Below are 21,731 nucleotides of genomic sequence, written 5' to 3' on the forward strand. Positions count from 1 at the left end.
ACCACTCCTCGGGGAGGCATGTGCGCAAAGCGAACCACGGGCGCTCCTGCAACAGTCTTGACCGGAGGGGAGTGGAGGGCCTCCCTCGAGGGATTCAACCAAGCAGCAGCGCGCGCGTCAGCGCTTGGAGACGAAGACGTGCGCGGCAACGTCGCGCGGTAGCTCCGCGGGAATGTCGTTCGCGTCACCGTCACCTGTCACCCGTACACCGTCGTCGCTCGCCGCGAGCGTGACCTCGCGTCCGGGTTGTATCCCAACTTGCTTGAGTTTAAGCATCACGGCGGGATCGCTTTGCACTTGTTCGCTAATTCGCCGCACGACCACGGGTATGTCCCTCGGTCCGGCCAGGGCCGACATCGAGGTCAAGACGGACACAGTCGTGTCGGCCGGCTCCTGGGCTCCCAGCTCGCCCAGCCCCGGGATGGGGTTGCCGTGGGGGCAGGTCGTGGGGTTGTGCAGCAGCGTCACCAGGCGGGCCTCGACGGACTCCGACATCACGTGCTCCCAGCGGCACGCCTCGATGTGCACCTCTTCCCACGGCAGACCGATCACCTCGGTCAGCAGGCACTCGGCGAGGCGGTGCTTGCGCATCACCCGCGTGGCGAGGGTGCGGCCCAGCTCGGTCATCGACAGGTGCCGGTCGCCCTCCACCCGGACCAGGCCGTCGCGCTCCATGCGGGCCACGGTCTGGCTCACGGTGGGGCCGCTCTGCTGGAGACGCTCGGCGATGCGGGCCCGGAGGGGGACGATGCCCTCCTCTTCGAGCTCGTAAATCGTCCGGAGATACATCTCCGTCGTGTCGATCAGGCCGTGTGCGGTCAAGGCTCCTCCCATCTGGAATGCTACGCCGGTCATGGCAGGGACTGAGCCCGTCCGCCTCGGGCACACAAGTTCAGAGGAAACCTTACTTGCGTACCTCTTCACTTGCGGACAAGGACCGGCGATGGCAAAGGACGGCAACAACGGGGCGGCCCGGTTCCTTCCCGACCACCTCGACCTGGACTCCCTGAGGGAGGCGTCGGCGGTCTGCCGGGGATGCGACCTGTACCGGAACGCCAGCCGGACGGTCTTCGGCGAGGGGCCGGCGCGGGCCAGGTTCATGCTCGTGGGCGAGCAGCCGGGCGACCAGGAGGACCGCAAGGGCGCGCCCTTCGTGGGGCCCGCCGGGCGGATCCTGGACCGGGGGCTGGAGGAGGCGGGCATCGACCGCGACGACGTCTATGTGACGAACGCGGTCAAGCACTTCTCCTTCGTCCTGCGCGGCAAACAGCGCATCCACCAGAAGCCGACGGCCGCCGAGGTGGAGGCATGTCAGCCGTGGCTGACGGCCGAGCTGGCGGTGGTGGAGCCGGAGGTGGTCGTGGTGCTGGGCGCCACGGCGGCCCGGTCGCTGCTGGGGGCGGCGTTCCGGGTGACGCGGCAGCGGGGCGAGCCCGTGCCGCTGGGGGACGCGCTGGCCGTCGCGACGATCCACCCGTCGGCGGTGCTGCGCGCCCCGGACCGGGACGCGGCCTACGCGGGCTTCCTGGCCGACCTCCGGGTCGCCGCGGGCACCGTCAAGGACGCCGCCTGAGCCTCCGTACGGCCCCAAGCCTCCGTGCGCTCGCCCGAGCCTCCGTACCGGCCGCCCGAGCCTCCGTACGGTCGCCTAAGCCTCCGTACGGTCGCCGGAGCGGTAGTTCCTGAAGCGGGCGGCCGACAGGCCGACGGCCAGCACGGCGGCGGCGCACGCCAGCCCGCCCCCCACCCAGGCCGCGCCCAGCCCGAACGCGGCGGCCGTGGCGCCGGCCCGCAGCTCGCCCAGCCGCGGCCCGCCGGCCACGACCACGAGGAAGACCCCCTGCATGCGGCCGCGCATCTCGTCCGGCGCGTGGAGTTGGAGGATGGACTGCCGCCACACCGACGACACCACGTCGGCCGCCCCGCCCACGGCCATGAACGCCACGACGGCCCACAACTGGTGGACGAGCCCGGCGGCGGCGACGGACAGCCCCCACACGGCGATGACCGCGACCAGCCCGATCCCCTGCCGGGTGACCCGCCCGACCCAGCCGGAGAACAGCGCACCGGCGGACGAGCCGATCGCCATGGACGCGTTGAGCCAGCCGAGGGCGAGGGGGTCGCCGCCGAACCGCTCGGCCGCCACCTGCGGGAACAGGGCGCGGGGGTACGCGAGCACCATCGCGATGATGTCCACCACGAACGACATGAGCAGCACCTGGCTGCCGAGGATGAACCGCAGCCCCTCGGCGACCGCCCGCGCCCCGGGCCGCCGCACCACGCCCTGCGGCGAGAGCGACGGCAGACGCAGGGCCGCGTACAGGCCGGCGCCGAACAGGACCGCGTCGAGCGCGTAGACGGCCGGGTAGCCGGACCAGGCGAGGAGGAGGCCGCTGATCATCGGCCCGGCGATGGCCCCGAGGCTGTGGACGAGGGAGTTGAGTGCGTTGGCCGCCGGCACGAGGTCCGGGGTGAGGATGCGCGGGATGATGGCGCCCCGGGTGGGCGAGCTGATCGCGAAACCGGTGGCGCTCACCGCGACGGCGGCCAGCAGGACGTAGACGTTGCCGAGGCCGAGGAGCGCCTGGAGCAGGATGAACAGGGTTCCCGCCCACGAGATGGCCGAGCCGGCGAGCAGGAGGCGGCGCCGGTCCACCGCGTCGGCGACCGCGCCTCCCCACAGGCCGAAGGCGACCAGCGGGACGAAGTTGGCCATGCCCAGCAGGCCCACCCAGAAGGACGAGTGGGTGAGGACGTAGACCTGCTGGCCGACCGCGACGAGGGTCGCGGCGTTGCCCACGTGCGAGACGGCCTGGCCGACCCAGATCCGCCGGTACGCGGGCACGGCCAGCGGCCGGGTGTCCAGTAAGTGACGTTTTACGAGCTCCCCGATTGCCACGTGACGCACATTAAGGGGCGAGTCTCTCCAGGACCCACCGGGTTCCGGTTCGCCGGTAGCGGAGCCGGTCGTGCATCCGGTCGAGCTGGCCCTGCCAGAACTCCACCTCCAGCGGCACGACCCGGTAGCCGCCCCAGAAGTCGGGCACCGGCGGATCGTCCGGCCAGCGCGCCGCCAGCTCCTCGTAGCGGGCGTCCAGCTCCTCCCGCGAGCGCACCACCGCGCTCTGCCGCGACGCCCACGCGCCGACGCGCGAGCCGTACGGCCGGGAGCGGAAGTAGACCGCCGACTCCTCGTGCGGCAGCCGCACCACCGAGCCCTCCACGCGCACCTGGCGCCGGATGGGGTGCCACGGGAACAGCAGCGAGGCCCTGGCGTTCTCGGCCAGGTCGCGGCCCTTGCGCGACTCGTAGTTGGTGTAGAAGACGAAGCCGCTCTGGTCGTAGCCCTTGAGCAGCACGGTGCGGGCACTGGGCCGGCCGCCGGCCGAGGCCGTGGCCAGCACCATGGCGTTCGGCTCGGGCACGCCGGCCTGCAGCGCGTCCTCGAACCACACGCTGAATTGCGTGATCGGATCGGGAGAGACGTCGGATTCGAGCAGCGGCTCGCCCTCATACGTGCGGCGAAGCCCGGCCAGCGAGGGCGGGCGCGAGGTGGCATCCACGAGACGGTATTCTTGCGCGCCCGGCCGCGGGCCCCATACTGAGCCCCCGACCTGGGGCGATGGCGTTTCAACGGGTCCGGAGACCGAGCATGACTCGGCAGGGGGTTAAATTGACCCGCCGGTATCTCGACATCAACAGAGCGGTGGAGCTCGGGGCGAGAGAGCGAGGCAACAATGCCGACGAGTCCCGAAGCGGCCGCAACCGTACACGCAGCATTGCCGGAACATGGCAAGAAAGGGAGGCGGCCAACAATGTCCGACTTCAAACCCGGCCTCGAAGGCGTCGTGGCCTTCGAGACCGAGATCGCGGAACCGGACAAAGAAGGGGGCGCCCTTCGATACCGCGGCGTCGACATCGAGGAGCTGGTCGGCCGTGTCCCCTTCGGGCACGTCTGGGGCCTGCTGGTCGACAACAAGTTCCAGCCGGGCCTGCCCCCGGCGGAGCCGTTCCCCATTCCTGTCCACTCCGGTGACATCCGGGTGGACGTGCAGAGCGCCCTGGCCATGCTGGCCCCGGCCTACGGCTTCAAGCCGCTGCTCGACATCTCGGACGAGGAGGCGCGCGACCAGCTCGCCCGCGCCTCGGTGATGGCCCTGTCCTTCGTGGCGCAGTCGGCGCGGGGCCTCGGCCTGCCGATGGTGCCGCAGAGCCGTGTGGACGAGGCCAAGACCATCGTCGAGCGGTTCATGGTCCGCTGGCGCGGTGAGCCCGACCCCAGGCATGTCAAGGCCATCGACGCCTATTGGACCTCGGCCGCCGAGCACGGCATGAACGCCTCGACGTTCACGGCCCGGGTGATCGCCTCGACCGGCGCCGACGTGGCCGCCGCTCTGTCCGGCGCCGTGGGGGCCATGTCCGGCCCGCTGCACGGCGGCGCCCCGGCCCGCGTGCTGCACATGATCGAGGGCGTCGAGCAGATGGGCGACGCCAAGAAGTACGTGCAGAGCGAGCTGGACAAGGGCCAGCGGCTCATGGGCTTCGGCCACCGCGTCTATCGCGCCGAGGACCCCCGTGCCCGCGTGCTCCGCCGTACCGCCAAGGAGCTCGACGCGCCGCGCTACGAGGTGGCGGCCGCGCTGGAGCAGGCGGCTCTGGAGGAGCTGCACGCCCGCAAGCCCGACCGTGTGCTGGCCACCAACGTGGAGTACTGGGCCGCCGTGGTCCTCGACTTCGCCGAGGTGCCGTCGCACATGTTCACCTCGATGTTCACCTGCGCCCGCACGGCCGGTTGGGCCGCGCACATCCTGGAGCAGAAGCGGACGGGCCGCCTGGTCCGCCCGAGCGCCAACTACATCGGCCCGGCCTCGCGTCCGCTCAGTGACGTGCCCGGGGCCGCCGAGGTCGCCGGCACCATCTGACCCGGCGCCGTTCCGGCCGGCCACGCCGCGCCTCCCGGGCGCACCTCACCTGGGCGGCGCGGCGCAGCCGGCCACCGCCGCCGTCGGCCTGCACACCCACCGGGCCCGGATCGGCTGCCCCGACTCGACGGACATGAGCCACACCTCCCGCCCCTGCGCGTCGTGGTCCCTGGCGTCGCCGGAGAAGGCCACCGACCCCGTGGCGCCGTCGAAGCGCAGGCCCCTCAGGTTGTAGTGCACGCCGTCGCGAATGTCCTCCGCGCCGCTCTGCGTCCGGTACGCGTCGACCGCGATCGCCACCGCCTGCGCCGCGTCGTAGCCGAACGAGGCGTGCGCGAACGAGAACACGAACGACGTGCCCGCCCACTGCCGCAGCGTCTTCTGCCCCTGGTTGAGCGAGGCGTCGCGCACGTCGGTCAGCGACACGAACGACAGGGTCGTGTCGTGCCCGCGCCCGTTGGAGGTGACGTCGTTGGCGATGGCGCCCGTGAGGTCGTCCGAGACGACCAGCCTGACCTTGCGCCGCTCGCACGAGGCGCCCCACGCCCGCTTGAGGCCGCTGAGGAAGTCGGCCCGGCCCGTGTAGTAGACGACCCGCGCCCCGCTCCCGCACGCCTCCTCCATCGCCGCGCCGAGCGAGGCGTCGTCGCCGAAGGAGTGCTCGGACTTCACCCCGGGATACTCGCGCAGGAACAGGTTCTTCAGGTCCTCGCTGTACAGCTCGCCCGGCTGCCGCTGCCAGACCACGGCCACGTTCGGCTTCGGCGCCAGGCCCTCGCCCAGGCCCAGCGTGGCCAGCCACTCCACCGTGGCCTTGGTCTGCAGCTCGTCGACGACCGCGAGCCGGAACAGGTAGGCCGACCGCTGCTGCCCGGCCCCGGCGATCTGGCCGACCGTGCTCACCGTGCTGACCATCGGCAGGTTGGCTCCGGTCAGCACGTTCACGGCCCGCCTGACCTCCTCGCGGCTCCAGGCGAAGCCCACGACGGCCGTCAGCGAGGGGTCGCGCCGGGCACGGTCCTCGATGTCCCTGGCCGCCAGCTCGGCGCTGAGGAAGTCCTGACCGGTGTTGGCGAAGACGATCCTCATCTTCCAGTCGGACTTGCTCCGGTTGTAGCTGTCCTGGTAGGCGCCGATGCCGGTGAGCTCGCCCGCCACCGCGGCCATCTGGCCGTCCTTGAACGCCGCGCCGGGCTGCGTGGTGAGCGGGCCGAGGTAGGCGACGGTGAAGACCTTGGCGGCGAACGGGATCTGCGAGTTCTGCCGCTCGATGCGGCTCAGCACCGGCTGGACGAGGGGGTGGGGACCCATCTTCTCCAGCGCCCCGAGGCCCACGCACTGGTCGGCCACCCTGGTCAGCTCGGCGCCGCAGCCCGCGGTCGCGACGACGGCCCCGGTGAGGGGCAGCACGATCAGCGCCGCCACGGCCAGCCAGTAGGCCAGCGGGCGCACGGGCAGCAGCCTGCGCGGCTTGTCCTTGCCGGCTCCCCCGCGCGGGCCCGCCTCGATCAGCACGTACGGACTGGGCCGCACCCGGCGCACCAGGTCGCGCCAGCCGTGGTAGAGCTCGACCGCGTCCGCCTCGGGGCCGCGGGGCGGCTCGGCGGGCTGCGCCGCGGGCGGCACCGTCGTCGAGACGACCAGCAGCAGCGGCCCTTTCTGCCCGGTGGCCGTCCTGACGTCGTTCAGCAACTCCATGAACCGGCGGCCGGCCGTGCCCGGGTCGGCGTCGCCGAGCCACATCACCGGGTACGTGTCGCGGCCCCAGCCGGGCCATGGGATGACCCGGCGCTGGTACGCCTGGCGCAGGTCCTCCAGCAGGGCGGCGACCAGCAGCCGCTCGACCTCCTCCGGCGGCGCCTCGCTGACGCGCACCGCGTACTCGATGACGCTCTCGTCCCGCCCGCGCCGTAAGTAGGGGGCCCGGCGGAACCAGCGGTAGAAGATCGGCCCCCGGATCAGCAGCAGGGCGTGGACGAGTCCGCCGACGAGCGCGACGGCGATGCCCGCCCCCCACACCAGCAGGCTGAGGCCGTCCACGAGCTGCTGCAGCCCGTACGCGGCCAGGCCGGAGGCGGGGATCCAGGTGGTCATGGCGCGGCCCACGTAGTCGGCCATGGCCCTGCGCACCCGGCCGGTGCGCGCCCGCTCCTTGCGCCAGTCGATCAGCCACTGCCGGAACACCAGCCGCTTCACCACGGGGTTGGGCGGGGTGCCCGCGCCCGGGACCTCGGCGCCGCGCCGGCTCCGGGCCCACAGGGCGAACAGGGTCAGCGGGAACCGGGGCGGCGGCAGCAGCGTGCCGCGCACCCAGGTGGACAGCATGCCCTGGGCGCCCGCCAGCCGCTCGACGATGGCCGCCACGTCCGGGAAGTCCCCGGCGTGGATCTCCGCGTACGGCACCCGCCGGCCGAACCAGGCCGCGGTGCCGGCGGCCTGCCCGGCCGTCGCCGGATCGCCGGTGAACACCAGGATCGGCAGCCCGCGCTCCTTCGACAGCGGCGACGGCCTCCGCACGGCCTCGTCGATCACCTGGTACACCGGGCTGCTGGGCATGATCGAACCGGCCTCCGGACTCGACTGCTCCCCCGAGATTCACCTGACCAGGCCGAGCGTATGTGATCGTCACGAGCGGCGACCAGCGACGCGCACATCTCACAATCCGGACCCGGGCCAAGTCATCCCGAGCGGCTCAGTAACCTGGTCGGGTGGCTGACATCGTGATTCCCGCTGACATCAAGCCCGCCGACGGCCGTTTCGGCTGCGGGCCCTCGAAGGTACGCACCGAGCAGCTGGCCGCCCTCGCCTCCGCCGGGGCGAGCGTCATGGGCACCTCCCACCGCCAGAAGCCGGTCAAGGAGCTGGTCGGCCGCGTGCGCTCCGGGCTGGCCGACCTGTTCTCGCTGCCCGAGGGTTACCAGGTCGTCCTGGGCAACGGCGGCACCACCGCGTTCTGGGACATCGCCTCCTTCGGGCTGATCCGCGACCGCTCCCAGCACCTGTCGTTCGGCGAGTTCTCCTCCAAGTTCGCCACCGTCGCCCGCAAGGCGCCGTGGCTGGGCGAGCCGTCGGTGATCAAGTCCGAGGTCGGCACCCACCCGACGCCGGTCGCCGAGGACGGCGTCGACGTCTACGCGCTCACCCACAACGAGACCTCGACCGGCGTCGCCATGCCGATCCGTCGCGTCGGCTCCGACGACTCGCTCGTGCTCGTGGACGCCACCTCCGGCGCGGGCGGCCTGCCCGTGTCGATCGAGGAGACCGACGTCTACTACTTCGCGCCGCAGAAGAGCTTCGCCTCCGACGGCGGCCTGTGGATCGCGCTGATGTCGCCGCGCGCGCTGGCCCGCGTCGAGGAGATCGCCGCCACGGACCGCTACGTGCCGGAGTTCTTCAGCCTGCCGGTCGCCATCGACAACTCCGCGAAGAACCAGACCTACAACACCCCGGCCGTGGCCACGCTGTTCCTGCTGGCCGACCAGCTCGACTGGATGAACGGCAACGGCGGCCTGGCCTGGACGACCGCCCGCACGGCCGACTCGGCGCAGCGCCTCTACTCCTGGGCCGAGAAGGCGTCGTTCGCGACGCCGTTCGCCGCGCCGGAGTTCCGCTCGCAGGTGGTCGGAACGATCGACTTCTCCGACGACGTGGACGCGGCGGCGGTGGCCAAGGTGCTGCGCGCCAACGGCATCGTCGACACCGAGCCGTACCGCAAGCTGGGCCGCAACCAGCTGCGCGTGGCGATGTTCCCGGCGATCGACCCGGCCGACGTCGAGGCGCTGACCGCGTGCATCGACTACGTGGTCGAGCGCGTCTGACCTGATCCGCGCGACGTGATCCGGCGCCCGGGGAATCTCCGGCGCCGGGTCGGGTCACCGCTTGAGGCGCAGCAACCAGGCCGCCACGACGCCGCCGATCAGGCCGAACAGGTGGCCCTGCCACGAGATGCCCTGCTGGTTGGGCAGCAGCCCCCACAGGATCGAGTAGTACGCGGCGGCCACGCCGATGCCGAGGACGATGTCGAGGACGCGGCGGTCGAACAGCCCGCGGCACACGACGTACCCGAAGTAGCCGAAGACCAGCCCGCTGGCGCCCACCGTGATGATGTCCGGGCTGGTGAGCCAGGTGCCGAGGCCGCCGATGAGGATGATGAGCGCGCTGGCGGCCAGGAATTTGCCGAGGCCGCGCACGGCGGCCAGGAAGCCGAGCACGAGCAGCGGCAGCGAGTTGGCCATGAGATGGCCGAAGCCGACGTGCAGGAACGGCGCGAACAGGATGCCGACCAGCCCCTCGGGCTCCCATCCGACGATCCCGTACTGGTCGAGGCTGCCGTTCGCCAGGTAGTCGACGATCTCGACGCCCCACATCACGCCGAGGATCAGCACCATCACGACGAGGGCGCTGAGCGCGCCGGTCAGCAACGTGCCAGCTCCGCGCTTGACCGACTCGTACCTCGACCCGGAATAGCCGCTCATACGTCCTCCCGCTTAGACGCCCTCTCTTTTACCGTACGCAGGTCGTGTCATGCGCGCGTGCAGAAAGAAACCCCCTCCCCGTTGGAGGGGAGGGGGCGGACGGACGGGCTACTCGCCCTTCCACTGGGGGGCGCGCTTCTCGGCGAAGGCCGCCGCGCCCTCCATGGCGTCCTTGGAGCCGAACACCGGGTTGATGATCTCGCCCTGGCGGCGGAACATCTCCTCCAGCGGCCAGTCCGCCGACTCGATGATCACCTTCTTGGTCGCCGCGAGGGCCAGCGGCGCGTTGGCCGCGATCTTGCGGGCCAGCTCCAGCGCCCCCTCCAGGGCCGCGCCGGGCTCGGTGATCCGGTTGACCAGGCCCAGCTCGTACAGGCGCGAGGCCGGGTAGTGGTCGCCGGTCAGGGCGATCTCCATGGCCACGTGGTACGGGATGCGGCGCGGCAGCCGCATGATGCCGCCCGCGCCGGCCACCAGCCCGCGTTTGGGCTCCGGCAGGCCGAACGTCGCCTCCGAGGAGGCCACGATCACGTCGCAGGACAGCGCCAGCTCGAAGCCGCCCGCCAGCGCGTACCCCTCGACCGCCGCCACCAGCGGCTTACGCGGCGGCGCCTCGGTGAGGCCGCCGAACCCGCGCCCCTCGACCACGGGGAAGTCGCCGGCCAGGAAGCCCTTGAGGTCCATGCCGGCGCTGAAGGTGCCGCCCGCGCCGGTCAGGACGTAGGCGGACACGTCGGGGCGGCCGTCGAGGGCGTCCAGCGCCTCGGCGATGCCCCGGGCCACCGCGCCGTTGATCGCGTTGCGCGCCTTCGGGCGGTTGATCGTGAGCACGGCGACGCCGCCGGACTCCTCGACGAGGACGTCGTCAGACACGGGACCTCACTTGGGCTGGAAGCGGATGCCGCCGTCGAAGCGGATGACCTCGGCGTTCATGTAGTCGTTCTCGATGAGCGAGCGGACCAGGTGGGCGAACTCGCCGGCCTGCCCCATGCGCTTGGGGAAGACGACGGGCGCGACGAGCTTGGCCTTGAACTCGTCGGCGTTGGGGTTGAAGCCGTAGATGGGGGTGTCGATGATCCCGGGGCAGATCGTGTTGACCCGGACGCCGATGGCGGCGAGGTCACGGGCGGCGGGGACGGTCATGCCGACGATGCCGCCCTTCGAGGCGGAGTAGGCGAGCTGGCCGGTCTGCCCCTCCAGGGCCGCGACGGACGCGGTGTTGACGACCACGCCGCGCTGGCCGTCGGCGTCCACCGGCTCCGTCCTGGCGATGGCGGCGGCGCCGATGCGCATGAGGTTGAACGTGCCGATCAGGTTGACCTCGATGACCTTGCGGTAGGAGGCCGCGCTGTGGGGGGCGCCGTCGCGGTTGACCGTGCGCTCGGCCCAGCCGATGCCCGCGCTGTTGACCACGACGCGCAGCGGCTTGCCGGTGCCGACGGCGGCGTCCACGGCGGCCTGCACCTGGTCCTCGTCCGACACGTCGGTCCGGACGAAGACGCCGCCGAGCTCGTCGGCGACGGCCTTGCCGCGCTCCTCGTTCAGGTCGGCGACGACGACGGTCGCGCCGTGCCGCGCCAGCTCACGGGCGGTGGCCTCACCGAGGCCGCTGGCGCCGCCGGAGATGATTGCTGCAGATCCGTTCACGTCCATATCGGGGACCTTAACCCGCCGACCGAATGAAGTTCTACTCGGGGTGGGTTAAATCTCACCCACGGCGCTGTCGACGTCGGAGTACACCTTGATGCGGCGGTCGAGGCCCGTCGTGCGCAGGATCCGCGCCACGGGCGCCTGGGGGGCCGCCAGCGACACCCCGCCGCCCTCCCCGGTCGCCAGCCGCCACGCCTCGATCAGCACCGACAGGCCGCTGGAGTCCATGAACGAGAGCTGCTGGAGATCGAGGACGAGCCGGGCGCTGTCCTGCTTGATGGCGTCGCGCACCTCGTCCCGGAGGAACGGAGCCGTGAAAAGGTCGAGCTCACCCTCCACGGCCACCACCACGGCGTCACCCAGGGCGTGTCGCGCAAGCCGCAGCTTCATTGGGCCCCTCCTCGATGAGCCACTGTACTTCGACTGGAGGTGCTGTGGCGCGGCTCAGGCCGGCTCGGCCGGAGCTGGAATGGCGAAGCCGTACGGGAGCTCCAGCCGGTGGGCGGCGAGCAGTTCGGCGTCCGAGAGCAGCTCGCGCGTGGGCCCGTCGGCGGCGATCACCCCGTCGGAGAGGATCAGCGAGCGTTCGCACAGCTCCAGCGCGTACGGCAGGTCGTGCGTGACCATGAGGACGGTCACGTCGAGGGAGCGCAGGATCTCGGCGAGCTCCCTGCGGGCGGCCGGGTCCAGGTTGGACGACGGCTCGTCCAGCACCAGGATCTCCGGCTCCATCGCCAGCACGGTCGCCACGGCCACCCTGCGGCGCTGGCCGAAGGACAGGTGGTGCGGCGGCCGGTCGATGGCCTCCAGCATGCCGACCCGCTCCAGCGCGCCCCTGACCGCGCGCTCCAGCGCCTCGCCGGTCAGCCCCATGTTGGCCGGTCCGAAGGCCACGTCGTCGCGGACGGTCGGCATGAACAGCTGGTCGTCGGGGTCCTGGAAGACCAGGCCGACGCGGCGCCGGACGTCCTTGAGCGTGTCCTTGCGCACGGGCGTGCCGGCCACGGCGACCGTGCCGTGCCCGGGGGTCAGGATGCCGTTGAGGTGCATGACGAGCGTGGTCTTGCCCGCGCCGTTCGGACCGAGCAGCGCCACCCGCTCGCCCCGGCCGATCGTCAGGTCCACGCCGAACAGGGCCTGCGTGCCGTCCGGGTAGGCGTAGGCCAGCCGGCTGACTTCGAGAGAGTTCACGATCACAGGGACAGTCCCAACACCGCCAGAGCCGAAACCGGCAGCAGGAGTGCGGTCCCCCACTGCGCGGCCGACGCCGAGACCTCGCCGATCATCGGCATACGGCCGGAGTAGCCGCGGCTCAGCATCGCCAGGTGCACTCTCTCACCCCGCTCGTACGAGCGGATGAACAGGGCCCCCGCCGAGCGGGCGATCACGGGGATCTGCCGGACGTCCCGGGCCTCGAAGCCGCGCGACTCGCGGGCCACCCGCATCCGCCGCATCTCGTCCAGGATCACGTCGAGGTAGCGCAGCATGAACATGGCGATCTGCACCAGCAGCGACGGCACGCGCAGCCGCTGCGCCCCCAGCAGGATCACCCGGGGCTCGGTCGTGGCCGCCAGCAGGATGGAGGCGATGACGCCCAGCGTGGCCTTGGCCAGGATGTTCCACGCCGCCCACAGCCCCGGCACGCTCAGCGAGAGGCCGAGCACCGTGGTCCGCTCCCCCAGGCCGATCACGGGGATGAGGAAGGCGAACAGCACGAACGGCAGCTCGATCGCCATCCGCCGCAGCACGTGCCCCGGCGGCACCCGGGCGGCCCAGGCGACGGCCGCCAGCATCACCGCGTACAGGCCGAACGCCCAGAACCGCTCGCGCGGCGTGGCCACCACGACCACGGCGAAGGCGAAGACGGCGAGCAGCTTGCACTGCGGCGGCAGCCGGTGGACCACCGAACCGCCCGGCAGGTAGAGCTGGTGGTGGTGCCCCGCGCCCATCCGTACTCCGCGCCTTCCCTAGATGTGGACCTTGTCCTGCCCGCGGGCCTCCTCGCCCGTGGACCGGCCGCGGGCCACGTAGGCGACGGCCCCGGCGACGAGCAGCACGATGCCGACGCCGATGACCCCGGCGACGCCCACGGGGATGCCGCCCACCTCACCGTAGTCCCCCAGCGGCGACCAGCTCATCAGGTGGTCGGTCGCCTGGTCGAGGAAGCCCTTGTTCTCGGCGCCCGCCTCCAGGCCGTCCGGGCTGGAGGAGGCGAAGAACGACCCCCCGCCCGCCAGCAGCAGCGTCAGGCCGACCCCGCCGAGCAGGAACGGTCGCGGCCGCACTCCCGAGGGCGCCGGCCGGGCCGGCTCCACCGTCGTGGCGCCGTCGGCGCCGCGCAGCACCAGCGACGTGGCCAGCCCGCGCGCCCCGTACACCAGGTCGGGGCGGACCGCGAGGACCGCGCCGACCGTGAACGCGGTGATCACGGCCTCGCCGATGCCGATGAGCACGTGGACGCCGCCCATGGCGGCGGCCACGGCCGTCACCTCGATCGGCGCCGTGCCGCCGATCCAGAACAGCAGCGTGAACACCAGCGCCGCGGCGGGCACCGAGACCAGCGCGGCGAGGAACGCGGCGGCCGTCACCCCGCCCTTGCCCCGGACGAGCTGGGTGATCAGCCGGAAGACGCCCCAGCCCACGAGCACGGTGACGATGCCCATGATGGTGATGTTGATGCCCAGCGCCGTGAGCCCGCCGTCGGCGAAGAACACGCCCTGGACGAGCAGGACCACGGCCATGCACAACACCCCTGTGTAGGGGCCGACGAGTATCGCCGCCAGCGCGCCTCCGAGCAGGTGCCCGCTGGTGCCGGCCGCGACCGGGAAGTTCAGCATCTGCACGGCGAAGACGAACGCGGCGACGAGCCCCGCCATGGGAGCGGTGCGGTCGTCCAGCTCGCGCCGGGCTCCGCGCAGGCACACCGCCACGCCGGCCGCCGCCACGGCTCCGGCGGAGACGGACACGGCCGCGTCGAAGAAGCCATCGGGTACGTGCACGGCACATCCTTCAGCTAGGGCGTCACAACATGCCCTACTTTAGGACATTCCCTTGCACCTGCACATAGGTGGCAATTACGGCAGGATTCTCTGAAGCACGGTACGTGCGGTGAGCTTCCGGACGACGGCGCTCAACCGCCCCTTGCCCGGCGTCGCGTACGGCCGCACGCTGCGGAACACGGCCCCGCCCCACAGTCGGCGCGGCGCGGCCACCGTCTCGGCGTCGATCTCGACCCGGAACCGTGCGGGGGGCCCGCCCACCACGACCTCCAGGTAGGCGTCCCAGGTGCCGGGCGTCAGCCGGCCGATCACGGGCCGGGCCGTGAACCCGCCGTCCGGCAGCGGCACCACCCGCTCGGCCCGCTCGGCGCCGGTGCGCCGCTCCCGCCAGATCAGCCGGCGCAGCGCCGACGCGGCGGGCGCCGAACCGCCGACCGTGACCTCGCCGTCCATGGCCAGCCGGTTGCCCAGCGCCCATCGGGTACGGGTGACCCGCACGCAGCCCGGCACCGCCATCAGGTGCCCGCCGACGTCCACGCTGAGGTTGCCGTTGTCCTTGGTGAAGTACGGGATGACGACGGCCTCGCCGACGAGCCGGGCGGCGGGGCGGGCGACGTCCTCGTCACGGTCGGCCCCCAGCCGGCCCGTCCGGAGCACGCTCTCCAGCTCGATGGCGATCCGCGCGTCCCAGATGCCCGAGCCCAGCTCCGACACGTCCACGCGGGCCGTGAACCGGTCCCCCTCGCACGCGGCCGGCACGACCAGCTCCCGCCCCGCGTCGTGCCGCTCGCGCAGCACCAGCGACATCGTGTACGGCAGGTGAACCCCGTCGAGCCCGGCCGTGCCCGCGACCACGAGCAGGCCGTCCTCCCAGCGCAGCGCGGTCAGCCGGCGGCGGACGGCGGCGGCCTCGATGTCGGCCAGCCGCCCCAGCCGGTCGACGTCGTCGAGGGAGGCGATCCGCTGGCGGCCCATGCGGCCGAGCCGCGCGTGGACCCCCGGCGTCAGCCACTCGTCGCACAGCGCCGCGACCTCCTGCGCGATGTCCTTGCGCCGCACCTGGCCGGACTCCAGGAACGGCACACCAAGCTGGGCCAGCACGTCGAGCTTGAAGTGCCGCAGCAGCAGGTGGTCGCGCAGCGGGCCGGGAGGGACGTGCTCCAGCATGAGCTGGACCGGCCCGCGGATCATGGCGAGCCAGCCCAGCGGATCGCGGCTGCCGGACTGCTGCATGATGCTGCTGCCGTCGGAGCGGGCGACCAGGTGGTAGCAGTCGTGCTCGGCGACCACGGAGATCACCCCGGCGTGGCAGTAGGCGTGGACGGTGAAGTAGATGTCCTCGCCCACGAGCAGGCTCTCCGCGAAGCGGATGCGGTGGCGTTCGAGCATGTCCCGGCGGAACAGCTTGAAGCAGGACAGGCTGTTGTAGACCGCGCTGGCGCCCAGGTCGGCGTGCTCGGCGTCGCGGGCGAACATCGAGACCGGGGCCCGGCGGCCGTGGCCGACCATCTTGCCGAGCACGATGTCGGAGCCGTTGCGGTCGGCCATGGCGACCATGCGCTCCAGCGCCTCGGGCCCGAGGTAGTCGTCGGCGTCGCAGAAGAAGACGTAGCGGCCGGTGGCGTGGTCGAGGCCGACGTTGCGCGGGCGCCCGGCCCCTCCTCCCGCGCCCTCCAGGCGCACGATCCGGACGCTGGCCCTGTGGTAGGCGGCGTAGAGGTCGAGCAGCTCCGCGCTGCCGTCGGTCGAGCCGTCGTCGACGACGACGATCTCCTTGCGCACCCGCTGAACCAGGACCGAGGTCAGGCACCGGTCCAGGTACGGCCGGCAGTCGCGGGCCGGGATGACGATGCTGACGTCCACCGTCTCCTCGTCCTTCGCCGATGTCGTGATAGCCACAGCCGCGCCCCTCGCCGCTACAGTCCGCCTCCACCTCGTTTCAGTATGTGACGAAGGCCGGTGGGCGCGTGGGGCGATCGGCCGACTTCGCCGCACGCTTTTTTCCCGTCCCCTCCCGACTCCGACAATTCTTCCCCTATTCCAAAAAAACCCCAGGCAATAGTGCCAATCGGTCACTATTTGTCAGCACCGAATTACTTTCAGGAAGGGGTTTCTCCACCGTGGGTAGAGAACTTTCCCACCGGTAGGAGTGCCGTACCCCAGGGCCTTCCGCGGTGATCCGCCGCACCCTTTCACGCGTCTACGCTTAGGCAATCTCGACCGGGGAGGTGGCGGGAGTGGCATCTGATCTCCGCAGACACGGGGAAACCGGCTCGGCGGTGCGCGCCGCGGAGCTGATCGTCTCCTCGGCGCGCCTGAGGGAGCTCTCCGAGTGCTCGGCAGTGCTCCGCCGGACACGGCTGCGGGCCGAAGAGATCATGGAGGAGACGCGTGCGCTTCTCACGGAGGCCGAGCTGCGGGGCGACCTCGACCGGATCGTCGCGCTCGCCGCCCAGCTCGACGAGGCGCGCCAGGCCTACTGCAAGGTCGTCAACGCGTACGTGACGATCTGCCGCAGGATCAGCGAGGAACGCCAGGAGATCATCCGGACCCGCATGGAGGTTGTCAGGCATCGCCTGACGGATTAGTGTCAGGAAATGCCTGACTGGAAAGAGAACCTCCGCTGTTCGTTCTGCCACAAGCAGAGCGCGGACGTCGCGAAGCTCATCGCGGGCCCCGGCGTCCACATCTGCGACGAGTGCGTCGGCCTCTGCTCCGAGATCCTGGAGCAGGAGCGGCTCACCGCCTCCACCGAGCCGCGCCTGCCCATGTGGGAGACCATGACCGAGGAGCAGATCCTCGACCATCTCCCCAAGATCGCCGCGGTGCAGGTCCAGGTCGACGACAACCTGCACGACTGGGTACGGCACCTGCGCACACGCGACGTGAGCTGGGAGCGCATCGGGGCCTCGCTGGGCATGACCCGGCAGTCCGCGTGGGAGCGGTTCCGGGAGTGACGTCTTCCGGGTCCACCCGGGGCGGGGTTTCGCTGGGGCCGATATCCGCGGAGCGGTAAACCGGTGTGACCGGTGGGGCGTCCTCCTCTCAGAGGAGGCCCGCCATGAGCGTCCTTGACGGCCTCGCGGCGCCGGATCTCGAGGAGCTCCGCCTGGAGCTGCTCCTGATCGCGGCGTTGCACGACGAGGCAGAGCGACTGGCCGCCCTCCGCGTGGAGGCGGAGCGGACCGTCGCTGAATGAACGGGCTCCAGCTCCCCGGCCGCACCCGGGGAGCTGGAGTTGGGGCCCATCGCCGGGCCTTTCACCCCACCCTGCCGCGAGCGCGGAACGCGGCCGTCTTCACCCGGTTCTGGCACGCCGTCGAGCAGAACCGGCGGGTGCCGTTGCGCGAGACGTCCACGTACACCCGGTCGCAGTGCGGCGCCGTGCAGACGCCGAGGCGGTCGGCGAACTCCCCGCCCAGGACGACCGCCAGCGCGGTGGCGCAGCTCGCCCCCCAGTCGCCGGCCATGGTGCCGCCGGGGCCGTGGAAGTGCAGGTGCCAGGGCTCGCCGTCGTGCCGTTCGAGCATGGGCCGGGCGCGGGTGTCGTGGAGCACGGCGTTGATCTGGAGGGCCGCCGTGTCCATGTCGTCACGCGCGACCGCCTCGAACACCACGCGCAGCCGCCCCGCGATCTCCACCAGCTCCCGCGCCTCCTCCGCGGCCACCTCGCGATGGCCCGGGTACGCGGAGCGGAGGGTCTCGGTGGCGGTGACGGCGAGGTCGCCCGGGGGCGTGACGGCACGCCCGCGGCTCTCGCCGGGCGTCAGCCCGTTCACCAGCGCGACCGCGACACGGACCACGGCATCGGTGTGACTGTTGAAGTTCAATTGACCAGTTACGCCTTCATGCTCTAGCTTGTGACTGCCGAAAGCCTACTCGACAGTTACGTACTCGACAGTGACAGGGAGACGATTGTGCTCACCCACGATGCCGCACGGGAGTGGATCGCGCGCTGGGACCGGCAGCAGGAGGGCTATCTGCCCGACCGCGAGGAGCGGTTCAAAGTGCTGATCGACGCCGTCGAGGCCGCCGGCCGCCCCGACCCCCTCGTGCTCGACCTCGGCTGCGGCCCCGGCTCGCTGTCCGCCCGCCTGGTCGACCGGCTCCCCAAGGCCACGGTCATCCCCGTCGACGCCGACCCACTGCTCATCGGGCTCGGCCGGGCCGCGTTCCCGGAGCTCCCGTTCGTCTCCCTCGACCTGCGCACCCCCGGCTGGACCGCCTCGCTCGGCCTCGACCGGCCGGTCGACGTGGCCGTGAGCACCACCGCGCTGCACTGGATCTCCGAGCCGGACCTGCGCCGCGTGTACGCCGAGCTGGCCTCCGTGCTGCGGCCCGGCGGGCTCCTGCTCAACGGCGACCACTTCGACTCCGACGACGCCACCCCCGCCCTGTCCCGGCTGGAGCGGGCCGTGCACGACCGGGAGACCGAGCGGGTCTTCGCCGGCAAGGAGCCCGAGGACTGGCGGACCTGGTGGGACGCGATCACCGCGGACCCGGACTTCGCCGAGCTGGACGCCGCCCGCACCACGGCCGGCGCCGACCATCACGGCTCGGAGTCGCACCTGCTGTCGCAGCACGTCACGGCGCTGCGGGAGGCGGGGTTCGCGGAGGTCGGCACGCTGTGGCAGCGCGGCAACAACCGCCTCCTGTGCGCGGTCCGCGGCTGACGCCCCTGCTGTACGCCCGTACCGCCGGACGCGACCTCACCGGGAGCCGGCCCCGGCCGCGGGAGTCGCGGCCGGTGCGGAGCCCGTACGACGGGAGACGGCGACTCCCGCCAGGCAGAGCGCCCCGCCGGCCAGGGTGATGATCCCGGGCACCTCCCCCAGCGCCACCCAGGACATCAGCACGACCAGCATCGGCACCACGTAGGTGGTCGCCCCCATCTTCCCGGCCGTCGTCCGCGCCAGGGCGAACGCCCAGGTGGTGAACGCCAGCGCGGTCGGGAACACACCCAGGTACACCATGTTGAGCGTCGCGGACAGCGGAGCCCGGGCCGCCTCGCTCACGAGTACGCCCGCGAAGGGAAGGCAGGCGACGGCGCCCACGAGACACCCGTAGAAGGTGACCTGCAACGCGCCGGCGTGCTTCAGCGCCGGCTTCTGCGCCACGACGCCCCCGGCGTACGACACGGCGGCCAGCAGGCACAGCACCACCCCGAGCACGGAGGCGTGCCCGGACCCGGACCCGGACACCGAGACCCCCACGACGACCGCCCCCGCGAACGACACCCCCATCCCGGCCAGCAGCCGCCGCGGCAGCCCCTCGCCCAGCAGCCACCCGCCCAGCAGCGCCATGAGGATCGGCCCGACGTTGACCAACATGGCCGCCGTGCCCGCGTCGACCTCCCGCTCACCCCAGTTCAGGGCCACCATGTACGCGCCGAACCACAGCACGCCGGAGCAGAGGATGCCCGGCCACGCGGCCCGCGCCGGCCATCCCACCCGCCGCACGAGACAGATGACCCCCAGCACCAGAACCCCGGCGAGCAGCCGCCCGAGGGCCAGCGCGCCCGGGGAGTACGCGGCGCCGGCGCTGCGGATGGACACGAAGGCGGAGGCCCACAGCACGACGGTGACACCGGCCGCCGCGACAGCTGCCCACGGGGATTCGGAGGAGGTTCTCATGGGCCCCACGTTAGGGCCGAAATCCTTCGCTACCGACCGAAATGTCCCTTGAGCTGAGCACGGCGAACCACTCAGTCACCCACGTCGGCCAAGTACTCCGCGCTGACGGTGCGCAACCCGCTCCCCACGGTGAGGGCCTCGTCAACCGTCAAACTCCCCGAGTCGACCTCGACCAGCCGATGCCCGACCTTGGCGAACAGCACCATCCTGCCCTCCGTCTCGTGCCGCCAGAGCCAACGGTCCGCCGCGAGCCTTCGGCAGCCGGGTTCGGCGTCGTTGCTGCTCCACACCTCGCAGGCGTGGCGCGGATCCTCGTCGTCGGTGATGCGGACGGACACGTCGGCGTCGTTCCCACGACCCTTGGCGTAGGAGAGCTCCAGGACCTGCTCGGCGAGGATCAGCGCCCTGACCAGCCTGCGGCCGGGGACCACAGCGGGCACCGCCAGGGGTACGGACGCGCGGAGGTGGTCGATGTACGCGGTCCGCTGCTGCCGCTGCCGGGTCTCCGCCCGCTGTTCCTGGACCAACGGGGTCGTGATCACGCATGCGCACACCATTCCAGCGGCGATCACGCGTGGCGCCGGTGACGTGGTCCCCGTCAGTCGTGCGGCGCCCGCGTAGCTCACAACGGCGAGCCCGGCGATTCCGAGGAGAACCATCCTCGGGCTCGCGGGGGGCACAGCCAGTGCCGCCGCCCGGCTGAGCACCCACAACAGCACGGGCGCGAGCAGCGCGGTGCGCAGCGGGCTCGCGATCCGCGCCACTCTCGCGAGCAGCCATCCGGCGGGGAAGATCAGCGCTACGGCCAGAGTCACGCCCGGCATGGCCACGTAGCCGTCAAGGTCCTCGTCGAACAGGCGCGACACCGGGTATCCCAGCCCAAGTCCCAGCGGCAACCCGATGACGGCCCCGCGCACAAGGTCCTCAGCCATGCGAGCGTCGTCACGCCTTTCCGTTGGCGGCGCACCACCCGGTCCACGTGGTGGCGCCCTTGCCGAGCTGCTTGTTGTAGAAGGAGGTCCAGGAGTTCTCGCTCGGGCCGGGGGCGGCGGGGGCGGTCCTGTAGAGCGGGTAGGCGGCGTCGATCTCCGCGCGCAGCCACGGCTCGATGTCGAGGTAGGAGCCCAGCGACCAGCTGCGGGCGTGGTAGGTGAGCTGCCCGCGGACGTCGGTCTCCGGCAGGCACATGAACGGCGCCCACGGGCTCGTCCTCGACCAGCTGATCTTGGTCTTCATCGCGCCCTTGGGGACCGAGCCGGCGACCGTGCGGGCCGCGACCTCGCGGTCGTCGACGTAGAAGTCGAACATCTCCTGAGCCGCGTAGACGCCGTTCACCAGGCCGAACGGCTCGCCCAGGGTGGTCTTGAGGTCCGTGCGGACCGGGATGTCGCTCGTCCACTCGGTCTCGTCGTACATCTGCCGCAGCGGCGGGCCGGCGTAGGAGGAGGTGACGTTGAACGGCCCGAAGTTCACGGCGTCGTTGTTGATGGGGACGACCGGGTAGGTCTTGAGGTCGATCGGGTTCTTCCACTCCCGCACGATCTTCGTGGGGTCGGCGGGGTCGGTGTAGAAGACGATCTCGCGCGAGAGCTGGTAGAGCTGCGTGGTGCCGGGCACCCGGTACAGCCGCCGGATGTTGTAGCCCTCGATGTTGAACAGTTTCTGGCCATGACGCAGCTGCGGGTCGTAGGCGTTGCCCTCGATGTTGGCGTAAACGGATCCCGAGATCCGGAACACCATGTCCCGCCCGTCCGGCCGCCCATTGGTCTGCAACGACAGCATCCCGCTCTTGTCCGTGACCGTTCGGTAGACCGGCCCCGGATAGGTGGGATCGTCCGTCACGTCGTCGGCCGCCGCTCCGGGAACGGCGACGGTCACCAGCAGCGCGGCAAGGGCTGCGGACAGGGTCAAACCACGGCGCTTGAACAAGAGTGCTCCCGCGATGCTCAGGGGGTACAGAGACCAGCCTGATCATTTCAGCCGACGAACCACACCGCATCACACCCGTTCGTGATCATTCTGAGCTTCCCGGCGACAGGGAATCTGCGAGAA

General features: G+C 71.6%; 23 protein-coding genes. 7 read left to right on the forward strand and 16 right to left on the reverse strand.

Features of this window, described 5'->3' with window-relative positions; all coding sequences use genetic code 11:
- Positions 1 to 117: 117 nt before the first annotated feature.
- A complete protein-coding gene (locus MTP10_RS00125; protein ID WP_310706847.1) occupies positions 118 to 822 on the reverse strand; it encodes a metal-dependent transcriptional regulator in 705 nt (234 codons plus the stop codon).
- 121 nt (positions 823 to 943) lie between these two features.
- Between MTP10_RS00125 and MTP10_RS00130 the strand changes: the two genes are divergently transcribed.
- Positions 944 to 1,573 carry a UdgX family uracil-DNA binding protein gene (locus tag MTP10_RS00130; protein ID WP_310706848.1) on the forward strand — a complete coding sequence of 210 codons (630 nt, stop codon included), beginning with the start codon at positions 944 to 946 and terminating at the stop codon, positions 1,571 to 1,573.
- A gap of 75 nt (positions 1,574 to 1,648) precedes the next feature.
- Here the strand turns inward: MTP10_RS00130 and MTP10_RS00135 are convergent, their stop codons facing one another.
- Together MTP10_RS00135 and pdxH are read right to left on the reverse strand one after the other, a co-directional pair.
- Positions 1,649 to 2,899, reverse strand: coding sequence for an MFS transporter (locus tag MTP10_RS00135; RefSeq protein WP_310706849.1), 1,251 nt, complete (start codon positions 2,897 to 2,899; stop codon positions 1,649 to 1,651).
- Between the two features lie 10 nt (positions 2,900 to 2,909).
- Positions 2,910 to 3,563, reverse strand: a complete 654-nt coding sequence (pdxH, locus tag MTP10_RS00140; protein WP_310706850.1) for a pyridoxamine 5'-phosphate oxidase — start codon at positions 3,561 to 3,563, stop codon at positions 2,910 to 2,912.
- 252 nt (positions 3,564 to 3,815) lie between these two features.
- Between pdxH and MTP10_RS00145 the strand changes: the two genes are divergently transcribed.
- Complete coding sequence (locus tag MTP10_RS00145) at positions 3,816 to 4,922, forward strand: citrate synthase 2 (RefSeq protein ID WP_310706851.1); 1,107 nt, start codon at positions 3,816 to 3,818, stop codon at positions 4,920 to 4,922.
- A gap of 45 nt (positions 4,923 to 4,967) precedes the next feature.
- Here the strand turns inward: MTP10_RS00145 and MTP10_RS00150 are convergent, their stop codons facing one another.
- Positions 4,968 to 7,478 (reverse strand): hypothetical protein, encoded by a 2,511-nt coding sequence (locus MTP10_RS00150; RefSeq protein WP_310706852.1) that lies wholly within the window; start codon positions 7,476 to 7,478, stop codon positions 4,968 to 4,970.
- Between the two features lie 152 nt (positions 7,479 to 7,630).
- Between MTP10_RS00150 and serC the strand changes: the two genes are divergently transcribed.
- Entirely contained in the window at positions 7,631 to 8,740 is a 1,110-nt protein-coding gene (serC, locus tag MTP10_RS00155) for a phosphoserine transaminase (protein ID WP_310706853.1), read from the forward strand.
- Positions 8,741 to 8,794: 54 nt separating this feature from the next.
- On the opposite strand, the gene MTP10_RS00160 is transcribed toward serC, so the two are convergent.
- The 8 genes from MTP10_RS00160 to MTP10_RS00195 form a co-directional block, all read right to left on the reverse strand.
- Complete coding sequence (locus tag MTP10_RS00160) at positions 8,795 to 9,397, reverse strand: rhomboid family intramembrane serine protease (RefSeq protein WP_310706854.1); 603 nt, start codon at positions 9,395 to 9,397, stop codon at positions 8,795 to 8,797.
- A 108-nt stretch (positions 9,398 to 9,505) separates the two neighbouring features.
- A complete protein-coding gene (locus MTP10_RS00165; RefSeq protein ID WP_310706855.1) occupies positions 9,506 to 10,270 on the reverse strand; it encodes a crotonase/enoyl-CoA hydratase family protein in 765 nt (254 codons plus the stop codon).
- Between the two features lie 6 nt (positions 10,271 to 10,276).
- A complete protein-coding gene (locus MTP10_RS00170; RefSeq protein WP_310706856.1) occupies positions 10,277 to 11,050 on the reverse strand; it encodes an SDR family NAD(P)-dependent oxidoreductase in 774 nt (257 codons plus the stop codon).
- A 48-nt stretch (positions 11,051 to 11,098) separates the two neighbouring features.
- Positions 11,099 to 11,437, reverse strand: coding sequence for an STAS domain-containing protein (locus MTP10_RS00175; RefSeq protein WP_101785558.1), 339 nt, complete (start codon positions 11,435 to 11,437; stop codon positions 11,099 to 11,101).
- A gap of 54 nt (positions 11,438 to 11,491) precedes the next feature.
- Positions 11,492 to 12,241: an ABC transporter ATP-binding protein gene (locus tag MTP10_RS00180; protein ID WP_310707512.1), complete on the reverse strand. Its 750-nt coding sequence runs from the start codon at positions 12,239 to 12,241 to the stop codon at positions 11,492 to 11,494.
- Positions 12,241 to 12,996, reverse strand: coding sequence for a cobalt ECF transporter T component CbiQ (gene cbiQ / locus MTP10_RS00185; RefSeq protein ID WP_310706857.1), 756 nt, complete (start codon positions 12,994 to 12,996; stop codon positions 12,241 to 12,243). Before cbiQ ends, MTP10_RS00180 begins: the two co-directional genes overlap by 1 nt.
- An 18-nt stretch (positions 12,997 to 13,014) precedes the next feature.
- A complete protein-coding gene (locus tag MTP10_RS00190) occupies positions 13,015 to 14,046 on the reverse strand; it encodes an energy-coupling factor ABC transporter permease (RefSeq protein WP_310706858.1) in 1,032 nt (343 codons plus the stop codon).
- 75 nt (positions 14,047 to 14,121) lie between these two features.
- On the reverse strand, positions 14,122 to 15,945 hold the full coding sequence (locus MTP10_RS00195; RefSeq protein ID WP_310706859.1) for a glycosyltransferase family 2 protein: 1,824 nt from the start codon (positions 15,943 to 15,945) through the stop codon (positions 14,122 to 14,124).
- A 338-nt stretch (positions 15,946 to 16,283) separates the two neighbouring features.
- Between MTP10_RS00195 and MTP10_RS00200 the strand changes: the two genes are divergently transcribed.
- The 3 genes from MTP10_RS00200 to MTP10_RS00210 all read left to right on the forward strand — a co-directional run bounded on the left by MTP10_RS00200 (position 16,284) and on the right by MTP10_RS00210 (position 17,245).
- Positions 16,284 to 16,634: a hypothetical protein gene (locus tag MTP10_RS00200; RefSeq protein ID WP_310706860.1), complete on the forward strand. Its 351-nt coding sequence runs from the start codon at positions 16,284 to 16,286 to the stop codon at positions 16,632 to 16,634.
- 9 nt (positions 16,635 to 16,643) lie between these two features.
- Entirely contained in the window at positions 16,644 to 17,003 is a 360-nt protein-coding gene (locus tag MTP10_RS41865; RefSeq protein ID WP_397334404.1) for a ClpX C4-type zinc finger protein, read from the forward strand.
- A gap of 104 nt (positions 17,004 to 17,107) precedes the next feature.
- Positions 17,108 to 17,245 carry a hypothetical protein gene (locus tag MTP10_RS00210; protein WP_310706861.1) on the forward strand — a complete coding sequence of 46 codons (138 nt, stop codon included), beginning with the start codon at positions 17,108 to 17,110 and terminating at the stop codon, positions 17,243 to 17,245.
- Positions 17,246 to 17,306: 61 nt separating this feature from the next.
- Here MTP10_RS00210 and MTP10_RS00215 read toward each other — a convergent pair whose 3' ends face one another.
- A complete protein-coding gene (locus tag MTP10_RS00215; RefSeq protein WP_310706862.1) occupies positions 17,307 to 17,849 on the reverse strand; it encodes a CGNR zinc finger domain-containing protein in 543 nt (180 codons plus the stop codon).
- A 114-nt stretch (positions 17,850 to 17,963) separates the two neighbouring features.
- Between MTP10_RS00215 and MTP10_RS00220 the strand changes: the two genes are divergently transcribed.
- On the forward strand, positions 17,964 to 18,719 hold the full coding sequence (locus tag MTP10_RS00220; protein WP_310706863.1) for a class I SAM-dependent methyltransferase: 756 nt from the start codon (positions 17,964 to 17,966) through the stop codon (positions 18,717 to 18,719).
- 36 nt (positions 18,720 to 18,755) lie between these two features.
- Here MTP10_RS00220 and MTP10_RS00225 read toward each other — a convergent pair whose 3' ends face one another.
- The 3 genes from MTP10_RS00225 to MTP10_RS00235 all read right to left on the reverse strand — a co-directional run bounded on the left by MTP10_RS00225 (position 18,756) and on the right by MTP10_RS00235 (position 21,608).
- Positions 18,756 to 19,679, reverse strand: a complete 924-nt coding sequence (locus MTP10_RS00225) for a DMT family transporter (RefSeq protein ID WP_310706864.1) — start codon at positions 19,677 to 19,679, stop codon at positions 18,756 to 18,758.
- A 71-nt stretch (positions 19,680 to 19,750) separates the two neighbouring features.
- Positions 19,751 to 20,611 carry a hypothetical protein gene (locus MTP10_RS00230; RefSeq protein WP_310706865.1) on the reverse strand — a complete coding sequence of 287 codons (861 nt, stop codon included), beginning with the start codon at positions 20,609 to 20,611 and terminating at the stop codon, positions 19,751 to 19,753.
- Positions 20,612 to 20,621: 10 nt separating this feature from the next.
- Positions 20,622 to 21,608 carry a DUF1838 family protein gene (locus MTP10_RS00235; RefSeq protein WP_310706866.1) on the reverse strand — a complete coding sequence of 329 codons (987 nt, stop codon included), beginning with the start codon at positions 21,606 to 21,608 and terminating at the stop codon, positions 20,622 to 20,624.
- Positions 21,609 to 21,731 lie beyond the last annotated feature (123 nt).

Origin of the sequence: Nonomuraea sp. 3-1Str, from assembly GCF_031570565.1 — a bacterium.
Lineage (GTDB): Bacteria > Actinomycetota > Actinomycetes > Streptosporangiales > Streptosporangiaceae > Nonomuraea.

Bases quoted from the DNA above. Each gene is read 5' to 3' on its own strand.
- cbiQ (WP_310706857.1), bottom strand. From the start codon at position 12,996: ATGGGCGCGGGGCACCACCACCAGCTCTACCTGCCGGGCGGTTCGGTG.
- MTP10_RS00150 (WP_310706852.1), bottom strand. From the start codon at position 7,478: ATGCCCAGCAGCCCGGTGTACCAGGTGATCGACGAGGCCGTGCGGAGG.
- MTP10_RS00230 (WP_310706865.1), bottom strand. From the start codon at position 20,611: ATGGCTGAGGACCTTGTGCGCGGGGCCGTCATCGGGTTGCCGCTGGGA.
- MTP10_RS00130 (WP_310706848.1), top strand. From the start codon at position 944: ATGGCAAAGGACGGCAACAACGGGGCGGCCCGGTTCCTTCCCGACCAC.
- MTP10_RS00170 (WP_310706856.1), bottom strand. From the start codon at position 11,050: ATGGACGTGAACGGATCTGCAGCAATCATCTCCGGCGGCGCCAGCGGC.
- MTP10_RS00210 (WP_310706861.1), top strand. From the start codon at position 17,108: ATGAGCGTCCTTGACGGCCTCGCGGCGCCGGATCTCGAGGAGCTCCGC.
- MTP10_RS00225 (WP_310706864.1), bottom strand. From the start codon at position 19,679: ATGAGAACCTCCTCCGAATCCCCGTGGGCAGCTGTCGCGGCGGCCGGT.
- MTP10_RS00145 (WP_310706851.1), top strand. From the start codon at position 3,816: ATGTCCGACTTCAAACCCGGCCTCGAAGGCGTCGTGGCCTTCGAGACC.
- MTP10_RS00160 (WP_310706854.1), bottom strand. From the start codon at position 9,397: ATGAGCGGCTATTCCGGGTCGAGGTACGAGTCGGTCAAGCGCGGAGCT.
- MTP10_RS00175 (WP_101785558.1), bottom strand. From the start codon at position 11,437: ATGAAGCTGCGGCTTGCGCGACACGCCCTGGGTGACGCCGTGGTGGTG.
- MTP10_RS41865 (WP_397334404.1), top strand. From the start codon at position 16,644: ATGCCTGACTGGAAAGAGAACCTCCGCTGTTCGTTCTGCCACAAGCAG.